The 18,862-nt window shown below is 45.7% G+C and carries 21 protein-coding genes; 18 read left to right on the top strand and 3 right to left on the bottom strand.

Going from position 1 to position 18,862, the window contains the following annotated elements; genetic code table 11:
- Positions 1–160 precede the first annotated feature (160 nt).
- The 12 genes from Q1A41_RS17710 (at position 161) to Q1A41_RS17765 (ending at position 6,470) form a co-directional block, all read left to right on the top strand.
- Positions 161–922 (top strand): hypothetical protein, encoded by a 762-nt coding sequence (locus Q1A41_RS17710; RefSeq protein WP_299981680.1) that lies wholly within the window; start codon positions 161–163, stop codon positions 920–922.
- A gap of 80 nt (positions 923–1,002) precedes the next feature.
- On the top strand, positions 1,003–1,332 hold the full coding sequence (locus Q1A41_RS17715; protein ID WP_299981682.1) for a hypothetical protein: 330 nt from the start codon (positions 1,003–1,005) through the stop codon (positions 1,330–1,332).
- A 65-nt stretch (positions 1,333–1,397) separates the two neighbouring features.
- Positions 1,398–1,937, top strand: a complete 540-nt coding sequence (locus tag Q1A41_RS17720) for a DUF6817 domain-containing protein (RefSeq protein WP_299981684.1) — start codon at positions 1,398–1,400, stop codon at positions 1,935–1,937.
- A gap of 323 nt (positions 1,938–2,260) precedes the next feature.
- A complete protein-coding gene (locus Q1A41_RS17725; protein ID WP_299981686.1) occupies positions 2,261–2,527 on the top strand; it encodes a hypothetical protein in 267 nt (88 codons plus the stop codon).
- A 95-nt stretch (positions 2,528–2,622) separates the two neighbouring features.
- A complete protein-coding gene (locus Q1A41_RS17730) occupies positions 2,623–3,054 on the top strand; it encodes an Hsp70 family protein (RefSeq protein WP_299981688.1) in 432 nt (143 codons plus the stop codon).
- A 150-nt stretch (positions 3,055–3,204) separates the two neighbouring features.
- Positions 3,205–3,996: a PhzF family phenazine biosynthesis protein gene (locus Q1A41_RS17735; RefSeq protein ID WP_299981689.1), complete on the top strand. Its 792-nt coding sequence runs from the start codon at positions 3,205–3,207 to the stop codon at positions 3,994–3,996.
- Positions 3,989–4,126, top strand: coding sequence for a hypothetical protein (locus tag Q1A41_RS17740; RefSeq protein ID WP_299981690.1), 138 nt, complete (start codon positions 3,989–3,991; stop codon positions 4,124–4,126). The genes Q1A41_RS17735 and Q1A41_RS17740 overlap by 8 nt, the downstream gene beginning before the upstream one ends.
- A 151-nt stretch (positions 4,127–4,277) precedes the next feature.
- Positions 4,278–4,676 carry a hypothetical protein gene (locus tag Q1A41_RS17745; RefSeq protein ID WP_299981692.1) on the top strand — a complete coding sequence of 133 codons (399 nt, stop codon included), beginning with the start codon at positions 4,278–4,280 and terminating at the stop codon, positions 4,674–4,676.
- Positions 4,677–4,710: 34 nt separating this feature from the next.
- Entirely contained in the window at positions 4,711–5,025 is a 315-nt protein-coding gene (locus Q1A41_RS17750) for a hypothetical protein (protein WP_299981694.1), read from the top strand.
- A 100-nt stretch (positions 5,026–5,125) separates the two neighbouring features.
- On the top strand, positions 5,126–5,524 hold the full coding sequence (locus Q1A41_RS17755) for a GFA family protein (RefSeq protein WP_299981696.1): 399 nt from the start codon (positions 5,126–5,128) through the stop codon (positions 5,522–5,524).
- An 82-nt stretch (positions 5,525–5,606) separates the two neighbouring features.
- Positions 5,607–5,969, top strand: a complete 363-nt coding sequence (locus Q1A41_RS17760; protein ID WP_299981698.1) for a hypothetical protein — start codon at positions 5,607–5,609, stop codon at positions 5,967–5,969.
- Between the two features lie 27 nt (positions 5,970–5,996).
- Positions 5,997–6,470 (top strand): GNAT family N-acetyltransferase, encoded by a 474-nt coding sequence (locus Q1A41_RS17765; RefSeq protein ID WP_299981700.1) that lies wholly within the window; start codon positions 5,997–5,999, stop codon positions 6,468–6,470.
- A gap of 371 nt (positions 6,471–6,841) precedes the next feature.
- On the opposite strand, the gene Q1A41_RS17770 is transcribed toward Q1A41_RS17765, so the two are convergent.
- Entirely contained in the window at positions 6,842–9,529 is a 2,688-nt protein-coding gene (locus Q1A41_RS17770) for a glycoside hydrolase family 9 protein (RefSeq protein WP_299981703.1), read from the bottom strand.
- Positions 9,530–9,830: 301 nt separating this feature from the next.
- On the opposite strand from Q1A41_RS17770, the gene Q1A41_RS17775 reads away from it, so the two are divergent.
- Both Q1A41_RS17775 and Q1A41_RS17780 read left to right on the top strand, forming a co-directional pair.
- A complete protein-coding gene (locus tag Q1A41_RS17775; RefSeq protein ID WP_299981706.1) occupies positions 9,831–10,241 on the top strand; it encodes a GFA family protein in 411 nt (136 codons plus the stop codon).
- Positions 10,242–10,276: 35 nt separating this feature from the next.
- Positions 10,277–10,714, top strand: a complete 438-nt coding sequence (locus tag Q1A41_RS17780; RefSeq protein WP_299981709.1) for a MarR family transcriptional regulator — start codon at positions 10,277–10,279, stop codon at positions 10,712–10,714.
- Positions 10,715–10,815: 101 nt separating this feature from the next.
- On the opposite strand, the gene Q1A41_RS17785 is transcribed toward Q1A41_RS17780, so the two are convergent.
- Together Q1A41_RS17785 and Q1A41_RS17790 are read right to left on the bottom strand one after the other, a co-directional pair.
- Positions 10,816–12,312: a CoA-acylating methylmalonate-semialdehyde dehydrogenase gene (locus Q1A41_RS17785; protein ID WP_299981712.1), complete on the bottom strand. Its 1,497-nt coding sequence runs from the start codon at positions 12,310–12,312 to the stop codon at positions 10,816–10,818.
- A gap of 167 nt (positions 12,313–12,479) precedes the next feature.
- Complete coding sequence (locus tag Q1A41_RS17790; RefSeq protein WP_299981715.1) at positions 12,480–13,814, bottom strand: aspartate aminotransferase family protein; 1,335 nt, start codon at positions 13,812–13,814, stop codon at positions 12,480–12,482.
- A gap of 133 nt (positions 13,815–13,947) precedes the next feature.
- Between Q1A41_RS17790 and Q1A41_RS17795 the strand changes: the two genes are divergently transcribed.
- The 4 genes from Q1A41_RS17795 to Q1A41_RS17810 all read left to right on the top strand — a co-directional run bounded on the left by Q1A41_RS17795 (position 13,948) and on the right by Q1A41_RS17810 (position 18,837).
- Entirely contained in the window at positions 13,948–14,898 is a 951-nt protein-coding gene (locus Q1A41_RS17795) for a LysR family transcriptional regulator (RefSeq protein WP_299981718.1), read from the top strand.
- Between the two features lie 133 nt (positions 14,899–15,031).
- Positions 15,032–15,685, top strand: coding sequence for a transglutaminase family protein (locus Q1A41_RS17800; protein WP_299981721.1), 654 nt, complete (start codon positions 15,032–15,034; stop codon positions 15,683–15,685).
- 429 nt (positions 15,686–16,114) lie between these two features.
- Complete coding sequence (locus Q1A41_RS17805) at positions 16,115–17,743, top strand: methyl-accepting chemotaxis protein (protein ID WP_299981724.1); 1,629 nt, start codon at positions 16,115–16,117, stop codon at positions 17,741–17,743.
- A gap of 32 nt (positions 17,744–17,775) precedes the next feature.
- On the top strand, positions 17,776–18,837 hold the full coding sequence (locus Q1A41_RS17810) for a cytochrome c peroxidase (RefSeq protein ID WP_299981726.1): 1,062 nt from the start codon (positions 17,776–17,778) through the stop codon (positions 18,835–18,837).
- The last annotated feature ends 25 nt before the right edge of the window (positions 18,838–18,862 follow it).

Genomic DNA, 18,862 nt, shown 5'->3' on the forward strand with positions numbered 1-18,862 from the left:
AAGTCTTCTCCAAGTTGGTTCGCGCCTCAAGCTTACCGCTTTGGTGGTAAGCTGGAGAAGGCTCAATAAGTATCAAGGCCAGCCAGAGGGACCAAAAAACCGCTGCTTCGCTCTGGTTTTTCGGCCCCTGCTGGCGGCGTTAACTTTTTAAGGAAGAAATGTGCTATCTAGATTAAATGATTTTTTAAACAAAAAGATCCAGCTCTCTGAAACCGTAGACACAAATGGATATGCCCTAATAATTAGAGGGTTCTTATACTTAATTACCGCATCGTGGATTGCTTTTTACCCGGCATACCTTTTACTTTTGCATATGAAAGTTGAAAAGTTTTTCTCCTATGATGTCTTCGTTGGTGGTTTGTTCGGTGTTAAGTCTTTTTTATTTCTTGTATTTATTCTTATTACAATCAGTGCCGTCTACATGTGGGGTTTCGTACTGTTCTTTAGAAGTGCCGTACTAAACAAGTCAAAATCCATGTGGGTTCTTGGCGGAATTTTTGTTTTGGTTTCTCTATTATTTCACTTAGTCATTTTCTATAGCGGCTTAACATCTGGAAAACCGGATAGAATACTTTGGCTATCTGGTCTTGGCTTTGTGTTTGCAGTGGCTGTATCTTCATATATGGCCAATCCGCTAAAAAACATTGTTTCAAACTGGTTGGCTCCAGTTGTTGCGATTGTGGCTAGTGCGACACTGCCCATATTCGGATTGAATGTTACCTCTGACATAGTAAAAACGGGCTTGGAGAATTTCAAGGTTGGAGGCGGAGTTAAGGCTTCTGTACACAAAATTGAGAATAACGAAATAATTAAATCTGGCTCACTGTTACTATTAACACCAAAGTATGCGTATTTACGAGAAGGGGATTCTGGGTATATTTCAATATCAAGATCAAACGACACTTATGTATCGGTGCAGTAAAAAGTTAACAAGCGCGTCAATTAGGACGCTCGCAAGCTCGCGCCTATTACGCGGGCGTTATGCAAATAAGTAGGGAATTTATGAAACCAGCCCTTTGGTTGCTCTTGATACTTGTGGTGATCGGATTGTCGTCCTATTGCCACTACGAGCCTGGGGTCGGGACTAAGGTATATGTTAAAGCAGAAGTCTTGTCATATTCGAGAGGATCGAGGAAGGCCAGTGTCGACCCGGCGTATTATGTGAAGTTGCCAAGTGGGCTTAAGGTCAATGTACGTGATTGGGGGGAATTGCCGTCGAACTATAAGGGCGCAGTGATACTTGAGCAACGAAAAGGCCAAGTTAGTGGTATGCCGGTATATAGAATTAACTTGCAGCGAACCAAAGAGCTGCATAACAAGAAAAGGCAGTAAAGCCCTTCGGGCAGGATGGCTTCGCCACCTCTGCTTTGGGCGTTATGCATCAAAAGGATTTCGAGATGAGTGATAAATTTCGAGCACTTACAGGGCTAGGGGCTGGAGACTTCGAGCATCTTGATGGCTCGCTCATCGAACATTTGAACGGCACAAGAGACTTGCTTCTACAGTGGGGCGCAACTTCCGAGCTACAAGATGCCGGCCTGTATCACGCAGCTTATGGCACAGCTGGATTTAGCCAAAATCTCGTCTCAACCAATCAACGAGATAAAATAGCCGCCATCATTGGAGAAGCTTCCGAAGAAATCGTCTACCAATACTGCGCATGTGACCGAAATGTTTTCTTTTCCCGCATACGCCAAGAAATCAATCCAGATTTTCCAAATAGGTTCACGGGTGTCTCATATCGACTATCTGGCGGCATGCTTCGAAATTTCTGCGAGCTAACGGCAGCCAATGAAATAGAAATTGCCATCGGTAACCCAGCATTCATTGAACAGCATGGAAAGGGGCTTGGTTCCCTCTTCATTAGTATGGCACCCTATCTAACTCAGGCGGCACAAAATAAGGCCGCTAAAGTGTTCGGGGGTAGTAATGCATAACAAGTGTCACCAGCCTGAAAAGCAACACTACGCGCCTTTTGTGTTATTCGCTAAGGCTCAAACAATAACACAAAAGTCGCTCCGTATTGCTTTCAGCTGTGGCGGGCGTTATGTTTTTCTGAGTTAGCGAGTAAATTGTGAAAGAAGAATTTAAGAAAGTAATTTATGAAGGGCTTCGAAAGGCTAAGGCTAGAGAGCTAAATATCTACACTTTCGCTTTGTATCATGACCATGAATCTCACGTTGTTACGGTATGCATTGACACTATCGAGTCATCCTCGAAGAGCGTAAGGTCAAGTAACGAGTTTGTAAGGCAGCAGTTTATGAGTGCTATAAGTGATGGTGATTTGCAATCAGCAGCATCATGGCCAGCGAATGGTGATAGGAGCTTTTCGTTAGGGAATTTTGCATTAGTAAATGCTTCCACAATTGATGCGCCTCGGAACTTAGAAATCCCTGCCTTTTATCTTGATATGGTTGGTGCTATAGAAGAAATGCGAGATTTAATCGAGCTGCACAGTCGCCATGGCAGTAACCTAATGTTTTGCTGCTCAACCGAAAATGAAGAAGTTGGGTTGATATGGCAATAAACATAACAAGTGGCTGTTGTTCGCCGCTGAAATACGCGGCAGGACGCGCAAAAAGCGCGCCTCAAAGCCAGGCGTTATAAGTCACGAGGCATCGAGTGAGTAAATATTTGTTTCTAGTCGTTTTTCTGCTGGCATCTTGTTCTAGCGAAAGTGTTGAATTAGTCGTTGAGAGGGAATCCCCAGTAGTTCAAGGTATCTCTCTAGCAGAAAATGTTGGTATTGAAACTCTAGGTGGTGTACTAACTCCAATTTTGAAAGTGGGTTGTTCTCTTCCTTGTGAACTTTCGCAGATATTTAGTACGGCAGAAGATAACCAAGGTCAAATTACAATTACTCTTATTCGTGGTTCCTCGAAAAGAGCTAGCGAAGGTATAAATCTTGGCAGGTTTGAGATTAACGGAATCGCACCGGCACCCAGAGGGAAGCCACAAATCAAAGTAGTTTTTGGCGCGTCAAATGGGAGTATTTGGCTCGCCGCGTCAGATGTTGGCGGGCAATCCAAAATTCGACTCACAAAGGTTGAGTAAATGCCTTATAACAAGTGGCACCAGCTGGAAAACTGTTACTACACAGGTTTTGTGTTACTCGCTAGTGCTCAAACAATAACATAAAACCTGCTGCGCACCATTTTCAGCTGTGCCAGGCGTTGACGGCGTAGATTAACATCAGGTTAAAACATGAAATTAAGAATAAACATTGTCGATGCGTTTACGGAAGAAAGATTCAAAGGAAACTCCGCCGCTGTGATAATTTCTGAAAAGTGGCTCTCTGATGAGTTGATGCAATCAATTGCGATGGAGAATAATCTATCGGAAACAGCATATTTGCTTAAGGAAGACAACGAAAACTACGCTATTCGATGGTTCTCGCCGATCACGGAAATCGATTTCTGTGGTCATGCAACACTTGCTTCAGCCTCAATAGTTTTTAGTGATAATCCTGAAGTTAAAGAGGTTGTATTTACAGCAGAAGCAGTTGGGAAGATGGCCATCACAAAAACTGATGAAGGTTATATTCAAATGAATTTCCCGAACAGGGAGCCAGCTGTGCTTGACGATGTTCCAGAAAACCTGTTGACCGGATTGTCGATAAAGCCTTCAAAAGTTTTGTTAAACGATCAAGCGTATTTTGTTGTTTATGATGACGAAGTTGATGTACGTAATGTTGTGCAAAATAAGCAAAATCTAGAGCAGCTTGCGCCACATGATGTTGGGGTTACTGCTAAAGGGAAAGAATACGATTTTGTTTCCAGATATTTCTGGCCAGCAAACGGTGGCGATGAAGATCCTGTTACTGGATCGATTCACACGGGTCTTGCCCCTTATTGGTCCGAACAACTTGGTAAAACAGAGCTCCTTGCATATCAAGCATCTAAGCGTGGTGGTGTTCTCTCTTGTCGAGTAACTGAAGAAAGGGTTTATATTTCAGGTAAGGCTGTGCATTACCTTGAGGGTTTCATAAATGTATAAGCCCAAGAATAAATGGGCGTGGGAAGCGGCGCGCGCCTACTTGCTTATACCCATAGTATTGATGCTTTCCATGGGGGCTATGGGTGGTGGTCAAATCTGTCGAGAAGATAACAGCTTAAAGCACGATTAGGTGTTGCTTGTAAGTAGATGGCCAAGTTAGTTGCATAAAGGGCATGCAATGCCAATATTTATAGAAGGTCTAAAAGGAGATTGACAGCCCGTTTGCCAGCTTAAATAAATGTACTTTTTGATGGTTTTCGTGTTTTGTATATGGATGCTTTATGGAGTTTATGGGTAAATTTAAAAGACATTTGATCCCAGCGGCGATCGTTTTTATACCATTTTTCTATGTGGTGGTTTTCAATCCACTAAGCTTAGTCGTAACAAGTGATGGTGAGCTTGATGGTTATGTCAATGAGGTCAGAAGCAAGGCGCAAGGAAAGCGATTTTGGCTTAAGCAAAAACAGATAGCGCAGGATAATATCAATTCTATCATTAATTATGACGTGCCTTGTGCTGCTGTTATTGTTCAGGCGAATTCTTCACGCCAAAATAAGCTTCTTGAGCAAAGGGATAGAAGGTGTGATTTACGTAAAACCCAATACCTGGAAAAAAGCCAGCCAGAGTTAGAGCGTTTGCAGGCAGTTATTCGGGTGATTGATCGTAAACTTGGAAATTAGAAAACTACTAGAGCAGTAAATGGAATAATCAATTATGTACCATTTTGATTTATATGAAGATGAGGAAGTAAGCCGCTTTGGAACTTGGGACAGACACAAGATTATTAATATCGCTGTTAAGATGGCAAGACAAGAGCACCCCGTTAACAAAACAAAAGTAATTGCCTTAGCTTTGTTGGTTTGTATTACACCTTCTATTGCCTTGTATTTCTGGGGAGGTATTCAGTGGCTTATCGCATGGTTTGGCCTTTCAACTTTTTGCTTAAACTATTGGCTTGCAAAGCAGGAGTCACCTTTGGTGAAAGCCTATCTAGCTAAGGCCGTTGGCCAATTTGATTCTTCGTTATAATCGTTGTTTTGGTGTTGGAGAATTCCTGCTTCTTTTTGGGGGCACGTGAAATAAAGTAAGCGTCAAATGAGTTTATGCCCAGATAACGAGGCTGAATGTTATGCATGGTGAATGTAACTGCGGTGCTATCCGCTACCACTTAAAACAAGCACCTAGCGGTGTATATATGTGCCATTGCTCTATTTGTCGTAAATCAACCGGTAGTGGCGGCATAGCTGTAGTTATAGTTGAGAATGAGCATTTTCAATGGTTGAGTGGCCAAGATGTTTTGTGTCATTGGCGAAAACCTGCCCACGATTGGCATAACTATTTTTGCTCTGTTTGTGGCAGCTCTATGCCGGGTGAAAACGATGCTGATCGTATGTACATTCCCGTTGGTACTCTGAGCGAAGGAGTGGATAGTTTACGTTTGTGCCATCATTTCTTTGTCGACTCTAAGGCCGCTTGGGAGCCCCTGTCAGAATCTGCTATTCAGCACAAAGAGGGTTTTGAAAGCTAGCTTTTCAAGCTTATCCAACACGGGCTTTGAATGAGTCGATCATGAATTAAAATAGCCCAACAGATAAACAAGGAGAGTCGAGGTGCCCGTTACTGATAGAACTGATAAAGAAATACTGGCCATTGCTGTGCCGATGATTGATATGGTGGTTGATGCTTGCAACCGTAAAGACTGGGAGGCATTCTCGGCCTATCAAACGGAGGCCGAGGTCAAGCACCCCGAAAATAAGGCCAATATGCTAAGGGTTTGGGACGAGATCGAGTTGTTTAGCAACTTAAGTCTTGAGCGCGAGTTTATTGGGGTGATCAGAAATGATGGGATTGCCCAAATTTTGTGGAAGCAGCGTAGCAACAAGGCGGGCAGTGAAGAATATCTGGCTCGCTATTTTATTCAAGAAATAGAAGGTGAGATTAAGGAAGTTGGCTTCTTGATTAGCTTTTTTTAAAATCTTTGATCTGGCTCTGGTGCATCTATGACCTATGATTCCATATTTATCCGTGCTGCTCGTATAGACGAGGCTTCTGAGCTTACTGCCTTAACGATGCGATCTAAAGCCCATTGGGGTTATTCTGCAGAGTTTATGGAAGCCTGCCGCGACGAGTTACGTATAGACCCGGAGAAAATCTTTTCTAATCAATACTTTTGCTTTGTTGCTGAGCAAGCTGACACGCTTTTGGGTTACTACCTTATCAAGGCTGCGAGCCTTGCTAAGTACGAATTAGAGGCCTTGTTTTTAGAGCCTTCTGCTATTGGACAGGGAATTGGGAAAGCCTTACTGAAGCACGCCGAGTTGCTCGCCAAGAAAGAGGGCGCTCGTATCTTAATGATCGAAAGTGATCCAAATGCTGAGGCCTTCTACATTTCAGCGGGCGCTATTAGAAAAGGCAGTATTCCATCGTCTAGTGTTTCTGGGCGTGTGCTACCCTTGTTAGAGATTAGCTTGTAACACCTTATTTTGAGTATTTGGCCTAATCGTTGTGAAGTACAGTTTCTTGAGTATAGCTTCTTGAAGTGTAGCGTGTTGAGGTATAGCTTCTTGAGGTGTAGATTTTTGAGGTATAGCTTCTTGAAATATAGCTTCTTGAAATATGGCTTTTTTATGTATAGCCCAAGTGTTTTCAGCATATGCATATCTTGATTTTAGTTATGCTATATGCAGTTATTCTCAGCCCTTCGGTATAAATTTCTGTTTGGTCTGTTTACCGAAAACGCGATTACTATAACTTGAATGCCGTTTTTAGAAATAAGAACGGTAAGCTAGCTTACCGTTCTTATAGTCCTGGCTAATTATTTATCGCAATTTATTTGAGCAAAAAGCTAATCTTCGCTACAGATTAGTACCCATGAGTTATCACTGCCAGGCTCGGAGCTGGTCCACCATTGTGCTTCATATACTGTGCTGCTGTGGCTTAAGCGATCACCTGCTAATGCGTGGCTTGGAACACCAGCATAGTTAAGCTGTGTCCAATTAGGGTACGCGTTATAGTTGCTCAGGTTAACGCCAATTTCTGTACAAGTTTGGGTTTCGTTGCCGGTGTCTGTCCCAGAATCTGTTCCAGTTCCAGTTCCAGTTCCAGTTCCAGTTCCAGTTCCAGTTCCTGTACCAGTTCCAGTTCCAGTTCCAGTTCCTGTACCAGTTCCTGTACCAGTTCCTGTACCAGTTCCTGTACCAGTTCCTGTACCAGTTCCTGTACCAGTGCCAGTGTCTGTGCCGCTTCCCGAGCTATCGGGGCAGTAATCGCCCACCCAGCTGGCATCACTGCCTGGAATGCTTTTGGTGTAATGCAAGGCTCGATAAACTAAGCCGTTATGCTCCATAAGGTCATCGGCTTTTGCATGATTTGGCTCGCCACCTGGCCAATCACGGTGTGGCCAATCAGGGTAATTTCTTACGGCTGCGCAACTGTCAGCTGGGGTCGCATCCCCCAATACCGAAAAGGCGACTATCCCAGAGCTTTTAGATAGGCCTTTATCGTCAGTTGCCTTAGCTGAAACCTTATGGTCGCCGCCTATTGCATCCCAATTTGCTGTATAGGGCGCGCTATTATCAACAGCAATGGATTTACCGTTAAGGAAGAATTCAACCTTAGCGATACTACCATCGTCATCACTGGCCTGTGCGCTAAAGGTAGCTAAATCACCGGCTTCCAATCCTACTGGAGCTTCAACGCTAACGCTGGGTGGCTGATTACTTCCGGTTGGGTCTAGGTTTTCTAGTTTGGCCAGCAAGCTTAGTGCATAGAGTGTGTTGGATTGCCCATAAATGACGGTTTCTGTTGTCATAAAGTTGGTGGAATTGTCGAAGAAAACAATGCCGTCATCTTTAATATCACCGCTGTCAGGATCGATGTAACTGCCTTTTGAATTGAACTCCTCGTAATAGGAATCCTGGGGTTCGGCAGAGACATAAGTACGAATCGCGTTCCAGGTTGTGTTTGAGCCTGGGCCTAGGGCTACGGTACCCGTGGGAAATGGCTTTAGGCCGCTAACGGGGTCTGGCAGACGATACAGCTGAACGTAGGAGTGCACCGTGCTATTAGGGATATTTTGCGAGGAGATCATGGATTTTCCCCAGCTATTACGGCCCAGTACATAGTCGATATTATCGTACAGAAGATCGGCTTTATCGTCGTTGCCAACAAGGCTATTGAGCCCTGCATAAGCGGCGGTAATCATATTGCCATGGGTTGGCCCCCATACTGGCAACAACGGGGTTTGCCAAATATTATCGGGTTCCTGGGCGCTATTATTCCAAGAGTCCAAATCACTTTGAAAATTATCTTTTGGAAAATTCTTTTCCGATAGTGTTGATAAGCGGTAGTTAAGGGATATTTCAACATCTCCCCAAGATGCCCACCTTTTTGAGCCGGCGGCAAGGGCATAGTCTTCGGCTTCGCTAAGGTAGTTGTTATTGCCCGTGGCGATGTAAAGTTCTACTGCGGCTAAACCCATGCTGTCATCAGAGCGGGTGTCACGATAAAAGGGATTGGTTGAATTCATCTCATAGGCGACATTTTCACCGCTTACTACATCGTCTTGTTTGGCACGCAGGTAAATTTGTTCTGCCTTGGCAAGATAGGTTTGGGCAAGCTGGTTTTTACCAATATCGGCAAATACCTTGGCTCCGAGTGCAAGGGAAGCGGCTGTTAAGCCCATTTGCGTTGCTGAAAGCTTAGATAATGCAGGGCGCTCTGGGTTTACGTCATTTTGAGGGAGGCGTACCAGTGGGTATTGGTTATGATCTCGCCCATCGGCCACTTGAATAATAAACTCGTTCTCGCTTGGCATGGTTTTTAGTAAATAATCTAAGCCGAACTTAGCTTCATCTAAGATATCGACCAGGTCTGATTGGCTTAGCGATGTTGTATATAAAGCAGGATTGGATTGATAAGCGCGTAACAGGTAGTAGCAGCTGTAAGCATTCGTAAGCGTAAATTTTATGTAATCTCCAGCATCGTACCAGCCGCCTAGCATATCAACGGTGCGCCCACTGCCCTCGGGTTTCCAGCGGCCTTCTGTGGTATTACCGTCGGGAACATAAACCGGTGCTTCGGCATCCTGTAAATGAGATGCAACGCGGTAATCTAATGTATCACTAGTACCACTTCGCATAGCCTTCATATGGGTTAGGATCTCTGTGGTAATAAAGCTGTACGGATCAGAGCTGATTTTGATGTTGGCGCTGTCTCCCCCCGCGATTTGCAAGATATAGTTGCCTTCGGTTTTTATCTCACTTAAGTCGATTCGGTAATTAAAAGGTTTGGCTGTATGAAATGTTTTACCGGCCAAGCTTGCGCCTAAAGTGCCGCTGGCCACTGTTGTATTATCAAGTGTCAATGTCCACTGGCTAGCAGCTTCATCGCTATCGGCCATTACAAAAATTTCTTTTTCGCGATCAGGTGTATAGCCAGCGTGATTGTATCGGATATAAGTATCGGCTAATGCCGACGAGCTAAAAATGACAGCCGCAACAGCGCCACTTAATGTTTTTGTGGGAAACTTCATTTTTTACAACCTTATTGTATTCACATTATTGTTTTACTTTAAAAGCCAGTGACAGCCTTTATTCCCACCTTTATTGTTGTCGTTTTTGAAAATTTTATTGCTTCGATTCACACCAAAACATGTACTTTTCTACCGACAGTCTCATTAAGTAGATTTTGATTGCGGGAGCAGGAAGAGGGTGTTGCTCGGTTTTTGATAGCTAGGGGCGTGGTTGAGTAAACTTTACATTTCAATGCTTGCAATATACTTGAGTGCTCAAGTATATTGCAAGCATTGTTGCTAAGGATACAGGAGTGAGATTATGACGATGAAGAAGTTGCAGGGTAGCTGTCTATGTGGCCAGGTGCGTTTTACGGTGGCTGAGCCATTTTTATACGCCGGTTATTGCCACTGTACAATGTGCCGCAAAGCATCGGCGGCGGTGGGCACAGCGGTGGCGGCTGTGTCACCTAAGCAGTTTCAGATTACAGCAGGAGCTGGCGGTTTAAAGAGCTACCAACGCAGCGAGAAAACACATAGTTATTTTTGCGGTAGCTGCAGCTCGATGGTGTACGGTCAAAAGCCAGAAACGGGTGTGTTGCATATTCGGATGGGGCTGTTGGATGATGAACCATCAGAGCAGCCACAGGCCCATATTTTTGTGGCCTCTAAGGCAGGTTGGTATAGCATTCAAGACAATTTGCCGCAGTTTGAGCAGGCGCCAGTTGCATAGTGTTGGCGCATTAAATATTGATTGTAGGTTTTAAAATGAGTAAGAAAGAAGCAAGTCCCCAAGGGGAAATTTTGCAGCGTTTGTTTTTAAGTAGCGCTGAAATAACCAGGCAATTGGATAATAGCTTGGGTGCTATTCACGGTGTGGGTTTAACGGAGTTTATGGTTTTACAAACATTGGCTGCTGCGCACAATGGTAGCTTGAGGCGTATTGATATTGCTGAAAGTTTGGGACGCACGGCCTCTGGGATTACTCGTATGCTAATGCCAATGGAAAAAGTTGGCTTAGTGGAGAAGGTGAGTAGCGCCCGTGATGCGAGGGTGAGTATGGTAAAAATTAGCGAGGCTGGGGAGCGTATTTTGGAAGAGGCCAGTGCTAGTTTTGAACAGAAGGCCGGGCAGGTATTGGGTGATCTTTCGGATAAGCAAATGGCCAGTTTGTTGGAGTGTTTGCGATTGTTGCCTGGGAATTAGTTGTTTTTTTGTTGGAAGTTTTAGCATCGTGCCTGAATCCTGGGGTCAGATCCCATGGGATCTGACCCCGTTTTGGGTATGGGATCTGACCCCGCTCCCTTTTATTGATTACTTGGGAAGGAAAATTGGGCGGTTTCGCGTACGCCGCCTGATGGCCAGCGTTGGGTAATGGTTTTACGTTTGGTGTAAAAACGCACGGCGTCTGGGCCGTAGGCGTGTAGATCACCGAAAAGTGAACGCTTCCAGCCGCCGAAGCTGTGGCAGGCTACAGGTACCGGCAGTGGAACATTTACACCCACCATGCCAACTTTGATGTTGTCACTAAAGTAACGTGCGGCTTCACCGTCGCGGGTGAAGATGCAGGTGCCGTTACCAAATTCATGGGCATCAATTAAATCCATGGCTTCTTGCATGTTTTCAACACGTACCACACACAATACTGGGCCAAAGATTTCGTCGGTATAAATGCTCATGTCGCTTTTAACGTGATCGAATAGGGTGCCACCCAAGAAGTAGCCTTCCTCGTGACCGGCCACCACTAAACCTCGGCCATCCACTACCAAGCTGGCACCAGCGGCTTCGCCGGCATCGACATAGCCTTTTACCTTTTCATAGTGCTGCTGGGTAATGAGTGGGCCCATATCGTTGCTATTATCAGTACCTGGGCCAACTTTTAGGCTTGCAAGTTGCTCTTTAAGTTTGGCGACTAAGGCATCGCCAGTGTCGTTACCCACGGCAACGGCTACCGAGATGGCCATGCAACGCTCACCGCAAGAGCCATAAGCGGCTCCCATTAGGGCGTTTACCGCATTATCTAAATCGGCATCTGGCATAACGATGGCGTGGTTTTTAGCACCACCTAAAGCCTGTACGCGCTTACCATTGCTGTTGCCAGTGTTGTAAATATATTCAGCGATGGGGGTTGAGCCCACAAAAGAAATTGCGTGTACTTCGGGTGCTTCTAGTAAGCTATCAACAGCTTCTTTATCACCATTAATCACATTGAATACGCCATCGGGTAAGCCAGCTTCTTTAAGCAATTCAGCCAGTAAAATGGCACAACTTGGATCACGCTCAGATGGTTTTAAAATAAAGGTATTGCCGCAAACGATGGCCATTGGGAACATCCACATAGGCACCATGGCTGGAAAATTAAATGGCGTAATACCGGCAACCACACCTAAAGGCTGGAATTCGCTCCAAGAATCTATAGCGGGGCCTACATTTTTACTGTGCTCGCCCTTTAATAGCTCGGGTGCACCACAGGCATATTCAACCACTTCCACACCGCGAATAAACTCACCGTGGGCATCGTTCAACACTTTGCCGTGCTCTTCGGTAATGGCGGCAACGATTTTATCGGCATTGGCTTCTAGTAGCTCTTTGTACTTAAACATAATGCGCGCGCGTTTCAATGGGGGGGTATCGCGCCATGCGGGGTAGGCTGCCTGTGCTGCGTCGATAGCTTTTTGCACAGTGCTTTTGCTCGCCAAGGCAACTTGTTTGCTCACCTGGCCTGTGGCTGGGTTAAATACATTTTGGTTGCGCTCGTTATCGGCAACATTTTGGCCGTTAATAAAATGTCCTACGGTGTTCATAATAAATTCCAAAATTTATAGGCGTTAAAATGGCCCTGAATCTGTTTGCTCTCTTTAAATTCCTTCGCTTTAAAAACTTGCTTTAAAACTAGTTTCAAAGAGCAAACCAAAGGGGGCCGTTTGCGAACTAAAAAGTGATTGCTTACAACATTTCTTACAATAATGCCCTAAAGGCTATTAATAGATTCACCAAGCGCATTTACCAAGCTATCGATCTCGCTAGCTTCGGTGGTAAAGGGGAGGCCTAGTTGAATTGTGTCGCCGCCATAGCGCACGTAGAAGCCTTTTTCCCACATCTTCATTGCCACTTGATAAGGGCGCAGTAAGGGCTCACCAGGAGCCGCTTCAAAGCTAAGGCCCGCAGCAAAACCATAGTTGCGAATATCGCTGATGTACTGGCTGCCTTTAAGGCCGTGAATGGCTTCTTCAAATAAAGGCGCCATGCTGTCAACGCGCTGGGGAAGCTGTTCGTTTTCCAAAACGTCTAAGGCGGCAAGGCCAGCGGCACAAGCGACGGGGTGGGCAGAGTAGGTGTAACCGTGGGGTAGCTCTAAAATATATTCGGCGCCGGCGGTTGCCATAAAGCAATCGTAAATTTCTTGCTTAACAGCTACGGCTCCCATTGGAATGGCGCCGTTAGTTAGCTGCTTGGCCATGTTTACAATATCGGGTTTTACGTCGAAAGCCTCGGCGCCGGTGTTGGCACCCATACGGCCAAAAGCGGTAATCACCTCATCAAAAATCAATAAGATATCGTGTTGATCACAGATCTCACGCAAGCGTTGTAAATAGCCTTGGGGTGGCGGAATCACACCGGCCGAGCCCGCCAGCGGTTCAACAATGACAGCGGCGATATTGCTGGCATCGTGCAGGGCAATCATTTCTAGTAGCTCATCGGCTAGATGCGCGCCATGGCTCGGCATGCCTTTACTAAAACGATTCTCAGCGGTCATGGTGTGGGAGAGGTGATCGGCATCTACCGCTGTGCCGTAAAGTGCACGGTTAGCGCCAATGCCACCCACACTGATACCGCCCCAGTTTACTCCGTGGTAACCCTTGGCTCGGCCAATCAGTTTGGTCTTGCTGGCCATACCACGCTTACGCCAATAAGCACGGGCAATCTTCAGCGCTGTCTCGGTGGATTCTGATCCAGAGCCGGTGAAAAATACGCGATTAATACCTGCCGGCATAAATTCGGTAATACGGTGAGCCAGCTCAAAGGCTTTGGGGTGGCCAAACTGAAAGGCAGGAGAGTAGTCCAGCTGCTTTACTTGCTGGGCTACGGCTTCGGTAATTTCCGGGCGGCTATGACCTAGGCCACTGGTCCAAAGCCCTGAGAGACCATCAAAGATCTTGCGGCCTTCACTGTCGTAGTAATAGTTTCCTTCAGCCGAAATGATAAGGCGCGGGTCCTGTTTAAACTGGCGGTTAGCCGTAAAAGGCATCCAGTGGGCATCTAATTGCTCTTGGCTTAAGCCGGCTTTGGGGTCGTGTTGTGTCATAACATCTGGCTCATATACAAACTTTGTGAATCTCTAGCCAAGGTTTTCACCCTGCTAAGGACAATTTGGGGCTAGTCTAGTCCTGTCATTTTGTTGTATAAATGCCTCATGTTGAATGTTAAGTGTGGTATTTATGAAACAAAAGAAAAAACCCAAAGCAGCGCTAAGTACTAGCCCGCTAGGGCAGCTGAGCGATGTGGATTTGCGCTTGCTTCGGGTCTTTAAAAGTGTGGTGGAGGCCGGTGGCCTAAGCGCTGCCGAGCTAGAGCTTAATATCGGCCGCTCTACCATCTCTCGCCACTTAAAGGATCTAGAGATTCGCTTAGGCATGAATCTAGCCAAGCGTGGCCGCAGTGGTTTTGCCCTTACCGATGAAGGCGCCAATATTTATCGAGCCACCTTAAATCTTCTGGGCTCTATTGAGAGCTTTCGCAACGAGGTTAACGACATTCATCAGAGTCTTACTGGCAAGTTGAGCATTGCGCTATTTGATAAGACTGCCGGTAACCCGGCCTGCCATATCGATAAGGCTATCGCGCGCTACGTAGAGGAAGCCCCCGAAGTAGCTTTAGAGCTGCATGTCGAGCCTATTAATGTGATTGAGAAAGGGGTAATGGAAGGGCGCTTTCAGTTAGGGGTGATCCCAGCGCATCGAGAGTCCACAAGCCTTAGCTACCTGTCTTTGTTTAATGAGCAAATGTATTTGTACTGTGGCAATAATCATCCATTGTTTGATCAAGATGACACTGTGATTGCTGCGAGCGAGGTGTTGCAATACCCCTATGCTGGTTTGGGTTACCACTCGCCTAATATGGAAGTAGGGCAAAAGCTCGCTATGCAGCGCGGAGCAACGGCCTATGATCAAGAGGCGATTGTGCACTTGGTGCTATCCAATTGTTTTTTGGGATATTTGCCAGAACACTACGCTGCAAAATGGGTAGAGCGTGGAGAAATGCGCGCCGTCGCTTGCGAGCAGTTTCAATATTTATGCGAGTTTATGGCAATTACTAAGGGCTCACCTAAACCATCAAGAATATTACAGAGTTTTTTGAACTGCCTAGAGCTTGCCCATAAACAGCCTTGAGCGGTATTTAAGAGCAATCTTGAGCGGTATTTAAGAGCAATCTTGAGCGGTATTTAAGAGCAGCCTTGAGCAGTATGTAGAAAAACAGCCTTGAGCGGTATATCAATAAAAAGAAAAGGATTAACCATAAACCATGCAAGAGTATCTTAAAGCCACAGATTACATTGAAAGTGAGCATCCCGCAGTGTTGGCATTTGTGGAAAAACACATATCGGGCGAGGATGAACTAAGTAAGGTACTTTCGCTTTATTATGCTGTGCGCGATGAGATCTTTTACGATCCATTTACAGCCGATTTACAAAGCCAGGGTTTTAAAGCCAGTCATGTGTTGGAAACGCAAAGAGCTTGGTGTGTGCCCAAGGCGATTTTATTAGCCGCCTGTTGCCGATCTATTGGAGTACCGGCAAGGCTCGGTTTTGCCGATGTGAGCAATCACCTATCCACCGAGAAAATGCGCCAGGCAATGGAAACCGATGTGTTCTATTGGCATGGCTACACCTCTATATATCTACAGGGCAAATGGGTGAAAGCAACGCCTGCCTTTAATATCGAGCTCTGCGATAAGTTTGGCTTAAAGCCTTTAGAGTTTAATGGCGTCGATGATTCTCTGTACCATGAGTTTGATCAGGCCGGCAATCGCCATATGGAGTATCTCAATGAGCGTGGTGAATATGCCGATTTGCCTTATGATGAGCTAATCACTGATTTTAAAAAGTACTATCCTAAAATGAGCGCGTTACATGGTTTGAGTTTCGATGAGGAGGTACGCAAAGAGGTAGCGAAATAATCCGTAAAGGTCTAAAAATTAACAGGCTATCACTACACCTCTAATCCTTTGCAGTCCTTATCGTCGCTCTAAAGAAAGCGTTCTATAGGGGCGGCTTTCGTACAAATTTAAGTTCTTCCTATTGCGCCTTAGCACTTCATTGCAAACAGCACCGTTTATCAACTGCTGTGATTTGTTTAAAAATACCAGTATTGGTTATTCCCCTCTATAAGTTCTTGTCTTTTCGGGATAAAAAGTAATCGCAAATCAAATGATTGGTGATGCAATTAAAATAAATGTCTTCTGAAATAACCTTGCATTGAATCTGGATAAGCATCAACTATGCTCAGTTTGAAGGGTTTGCTTTGTTGGGTTTGTCAGCATCGCGAAAATAGGAATTGCCGACAATTATCGAAATGATGACAGTCGCAAAACTGCGGGAAATTCTACATGCTATCCGCCGTGTTACTTAACGTGTCTTGGCGTTTCAAAATTATGCTGCTAGGCGCCTTGCCATTATTGCTATTGGTTTTGGTGTCGGCTGTTTCTGGCTTAACGCTGCAACAACAAAACAATAAAGTGGCTACTGTGTTGGCGGATTTTCAGCTACGCCAAGAGGTGGCCAGTAACAGTGCCCTAGCAATAGTGCGTTACCAAGAGGCCGTAATGGGGCTTATTGTGGCCAATCAATCTTCCGATATCCGCAAAGGGGCAATAGCGTCTATTCGTGCATCGTCCTCGGTTGACGAAAGCATACAGCTGCTTCAAAAATCCATGCCTAATGACCCGCAAGTCAAACAACTGGCGCAAACCTTGGCTGAGATTCGGCCTCAACAAATGAAGTTAATTTCACTGGCAAAAGCCAATAAAGATGAAGAAGCTTTTGCCAGCGTGCAGGCCCTTTCTGAGCAAACCAATAAAGTATTTAATCTGGCCAAGACCGTTTTGGAGAGAGAGCAAAAGCAATTGGGGGTGATTGGGGAACAAAATAGCGCTGAAGGCCGGCAATTGAGTATGGGGCTCTGGGTTGTCTCGGGTGTTTTTATCGTTCTTGTCGGTAGTATTTGTTGGTATTTGAGTAAAGTGTTATTGCAAGGCTTGCAAGAGATTCGAGATATTTCGAATGATTTTGCTGATGGCAATTTGCAACAAAGGGCTTGCGATTATCCAGAGGGATCGACCTGCGAGCTGGCGGCCGCTGAATTGGCTCTCTATAAGGCGATCAACCAAACCCAGCAAACCGTGGAGGGTATTCGCTCTCAGGCCCAAGCATTACAAAAGAATTCAGCAGAGATCGGCCAGTCTGCAACTCAGACAAAAGATCGTACCGAGCAATTACAGCAGCAAATAACGGTGATCGACAGTAGCATTGAATCTCTTAATAATTTATCAGATGACGTCGCCAGTGAGCTGAAAAAAGGTCAAGATGGATCGTCGCAAACCGCCAGTGCCTGTCATCAGGCCAGCACCGAGATAGGCATTGCTCTCAATAAGTTTCAAGGCTTTGAATCTGAATTGAAAGAAGCCATGGATAAAACCAATGAGCTATCGGGCTCTGCCGATATGATCCGCGATATTACCGGCACCATTCGTGATATCTCCGAGCAGACCAATCTTTTAGCCTTGAATGCGGCTATTGAAGCGGCTAGAGCGGGTGATCAGGGGCGCGGCTTTGCAGTGGTGGCCGAAGAGGTACGCAATTTAGCGAAACGTTCCTCCGAGGCGGTTGAGCAGATATCCACCTTGGCGATTTCCATGGGCAGCAATGTAAGCGAGGCAATTTCTCAGCTGAATCATTCTGGTGAAACCATGGAGGAAAATATTCAGTTGTTGAGCGATACCGTGAAGAACACCGAGCATTCCAGCCGCTCCTCTGAGCAAGCGGTAAAACAGCTTGGTGATATTCAGCAGCAAAACAGTGTGCAGAAAAAAGAAATCGATAATATCTGCGTGATTGCCGATCAACTCACGGCTTCTTCTGAAATAAATCTCAATGTGGTTCAGGGGCTTAATGGTTTGGCCAATGAATTGGATGCAACTGCCCGAGAGCTAAATGGCTTGGTGGCACACTTTAGCTAACCCCAAAATCCTAGAAAGGAAGCGAGAAAACGATGAAAAAACTGAATCACAAGCGGGCAATGCTACTGACAGCTTTATCGTTTGTGGTGTTGTTTTGTACCGGCTTAAAAACCGCCAAGCTTGATGAAGTGGTCTATATGCCAGGGCATCCAAGTTTACAACAATGGCTGCTGCCAGATGTGCCGCCGCAGCCAGAGGATAACCGATTAAACGATGATCGAATCGCGCTTGGCAAAGCCCTATTTTTTGATCCGCGTTTGTCCCAAAAGGGCAATATGTCTTGCGCTACTTGCCATAACCCTAGCTTGGGTTGGAGTGATGGCTTGCCGACATCCGTAGGTCACGATGGTAAGCCATTAGGGAGGGCCTCACCTACGGTGATCAACACCGCTTTTAACTCGATTCAAATGTGGGATGGCCGCAAAAAGACTCTCGAAGACCAAGCCATTGGCCCGATGGAATCCGGTGATGAAATGGCGACGGATATAGAAAAGATGTTTAGCTTTCTACGCTCCAGCAAAGGCTATCAGGCGATGTTTGAAAAAGCCTACCCCGGCGAAGAGATCGGCCGCTCAACACTGACCCGAGCGATTGCAAGTTTTGAACGCACGGTGATTAGCAATCAATCGCCCTTTGATCGTTGGGTTAAGGGCGATAAGCAAGCAATGAGCGCCGCCGCAATCAACGGCTTTAAGTTATTTATGGACAGAGATAAAGGTAACTGCGCCGCTTGCCACAGTGGCGCCAACTTTACCGACAATGGTTTTCATAACTTGGGCTTGGCCTCTTTCGCGGATAATGAGCCTGATCTTGGGCGCTTTTCAGAAAGGCCTTTGCGCTTGATGAAAGGGGCTTTTAAAACACCAACTTTACGTGATGTAAGCCGTACTGCGCCTTACTTCCATGACGGTAGTGCGCCGGACTTGGCCGCAGTTGTTGATCATTACGCGCTTGGTGGTGTGGTGACTTCGAATCTATCGCCCAATATGAAGGCGCTAACACTGAGTGCTCAAGAGAAGGCTGATATCGTGACATTTATGGAAGCATTAACTAGCCCTATGCCGGCGATTAGTATGCCTGAGTTACCTCAGTAATTATTGGAAGTAAAGCAAAAAACTA

Source organism: uncultured Pseudoteredinibacter sp., from assembly GCF_947502065.1.
Taxonomy (GTDB): Bacteria; Pseudomonadota; Gammaproteobacteria; order Pseudomonadales; family Cellvibrionaceae; genus Pseudoteredinibacter.

Excerpts from the sequence above, each read along its gene's own strand:
- Q1A41_RS17795 (WP_299981718.1), top strand. The coding sequence starts at position 13,948 with ATGAAACAAAAGAAAAAACCCAAAGCAGCGCTAAGTACTAGCCCGCTA.
- Q1A41_RS17785 (WP_299981712.1), bottom strand. The coding sequence starts at position 12,312 with ATGAACACCGTAGGACATTTTATTAACGGCCAAAATGTTGCCGATAAC.
- Q1A41_RS17770 (WP_299981703.1), bottom strand. The coding sequence starts at position 9,529 with ATGAAGTTTCCCACAAAAACATTAAGTGGCGCTGTTGCGGCTGTCATT.
- Q1A41_RS17775 (WP_299981706.1), top strand. The coding sequence starts at position 9,831 with ATGACGATGAAGAAGTTGCAGGGTAGCTGTCTATGTGGCCAGGTGCGT.
- Q1A41_RS17810 (WP_299981726.1), top strand. The coding sequence starts at position 17,776 with ATGAAAAAACTGAATCACAAGCGGGCAATGCTACTGACAGCTTTATCG.
- Q1A41_RS17740 (WP_299981690.1), top strand. The coding sequence starts at position 3,989 with ATGTATAAGCCCAAGAATAAATGGGCGTGGGAAGCGGCGCGCGCCTAC.
- Q1A41_RS17765 (WP_299981700.1), top strand. The coding sequence starts at position 5,997 with ATGACCTATGATTCCATATTTATCCGTGCTGCTCGTATAGACGAGGCT.
- Q1A41_RS17780 (WP_299981709.1), top strand. The coding sequence starts at position 10,277 with ATGAGTAAGAAAGAAGCAAGTCCCCAAGGGGAAATTTTGCAGCGTTTG.
- Q1A41_RS17790 (WP_299981715.1), bottom strand. The coding sequence starts at position 13,814 with ATGACACAACACGACCCCAAAGCCGGCTTAAGCCAAGAGCAATTAGAT.
- Q1A41_RS17745 (WP_299981692.1), top strand. The coding sequence starts at position 4,278 with ATGGAGTTTATGGGTAAATTTAAAAGACATTTGATCCCAGCGGCGATC.
- Q1A41_RS17720 (WP_299981684.1), top strand. The coding sequence starts at position 1,398 with ATGAGTGATAAATTTCGAGCACTTACAGGGCTAGGGGCTGGAGACTTC.
- Q1A41_RS17755 (WP_299981696.1), top strand. The coding sequence starts at position 5,126 with ATGCATGGTGAATGTAACTGCGGTGCTATCCGCTACCACTTAAAACAA.
- Q1A41_RS17750 (WP_299981694.1), top strand. The coding sequence starts at position 4,711 with ATGTACCATTTTGATTTATATGAAGATGAGGAAGTAAGCCGCTTTGGA.
- Q1A41_RS17725 (WP_299981686.1), top strand. The coding sequence starts at position 2,261 with ATGAGTGCTATAAGTGATGGTGATTTGCAATCAGCAGCATCATGGCCA.
- Q1A41_RS17715 (WP_299981682.1), top strand. The coding sequence starts at position 1,003 with ATGAAACCAGCCCTTTGGTTGCTCTTGATACTTGTGGTGATCGGATTG.
- Q1A41_RS17735 (WP_299981689.1), top strand. The coding sequence starts at position 3,205 with ATGAAATTAAGAATAAACATTGTCGATGCGTTTACGGAAGAAAGATTC.
- Q1A41_RS17805 (WP_299981724.1), top strand. The coding sequence starts at position 16,115 with ATGCTATCCGCCGTGTTACTTAACGTGTCTTGGCGTTTCAAAATTATG.
- Q1A41_RS17800 (WP_299981721.1), top strand. The coding sequence starts at position 15,032 with ATGCAAGAGTATCTTAAAGCCACAGATTACATTGAAAGTGAGCATCCC.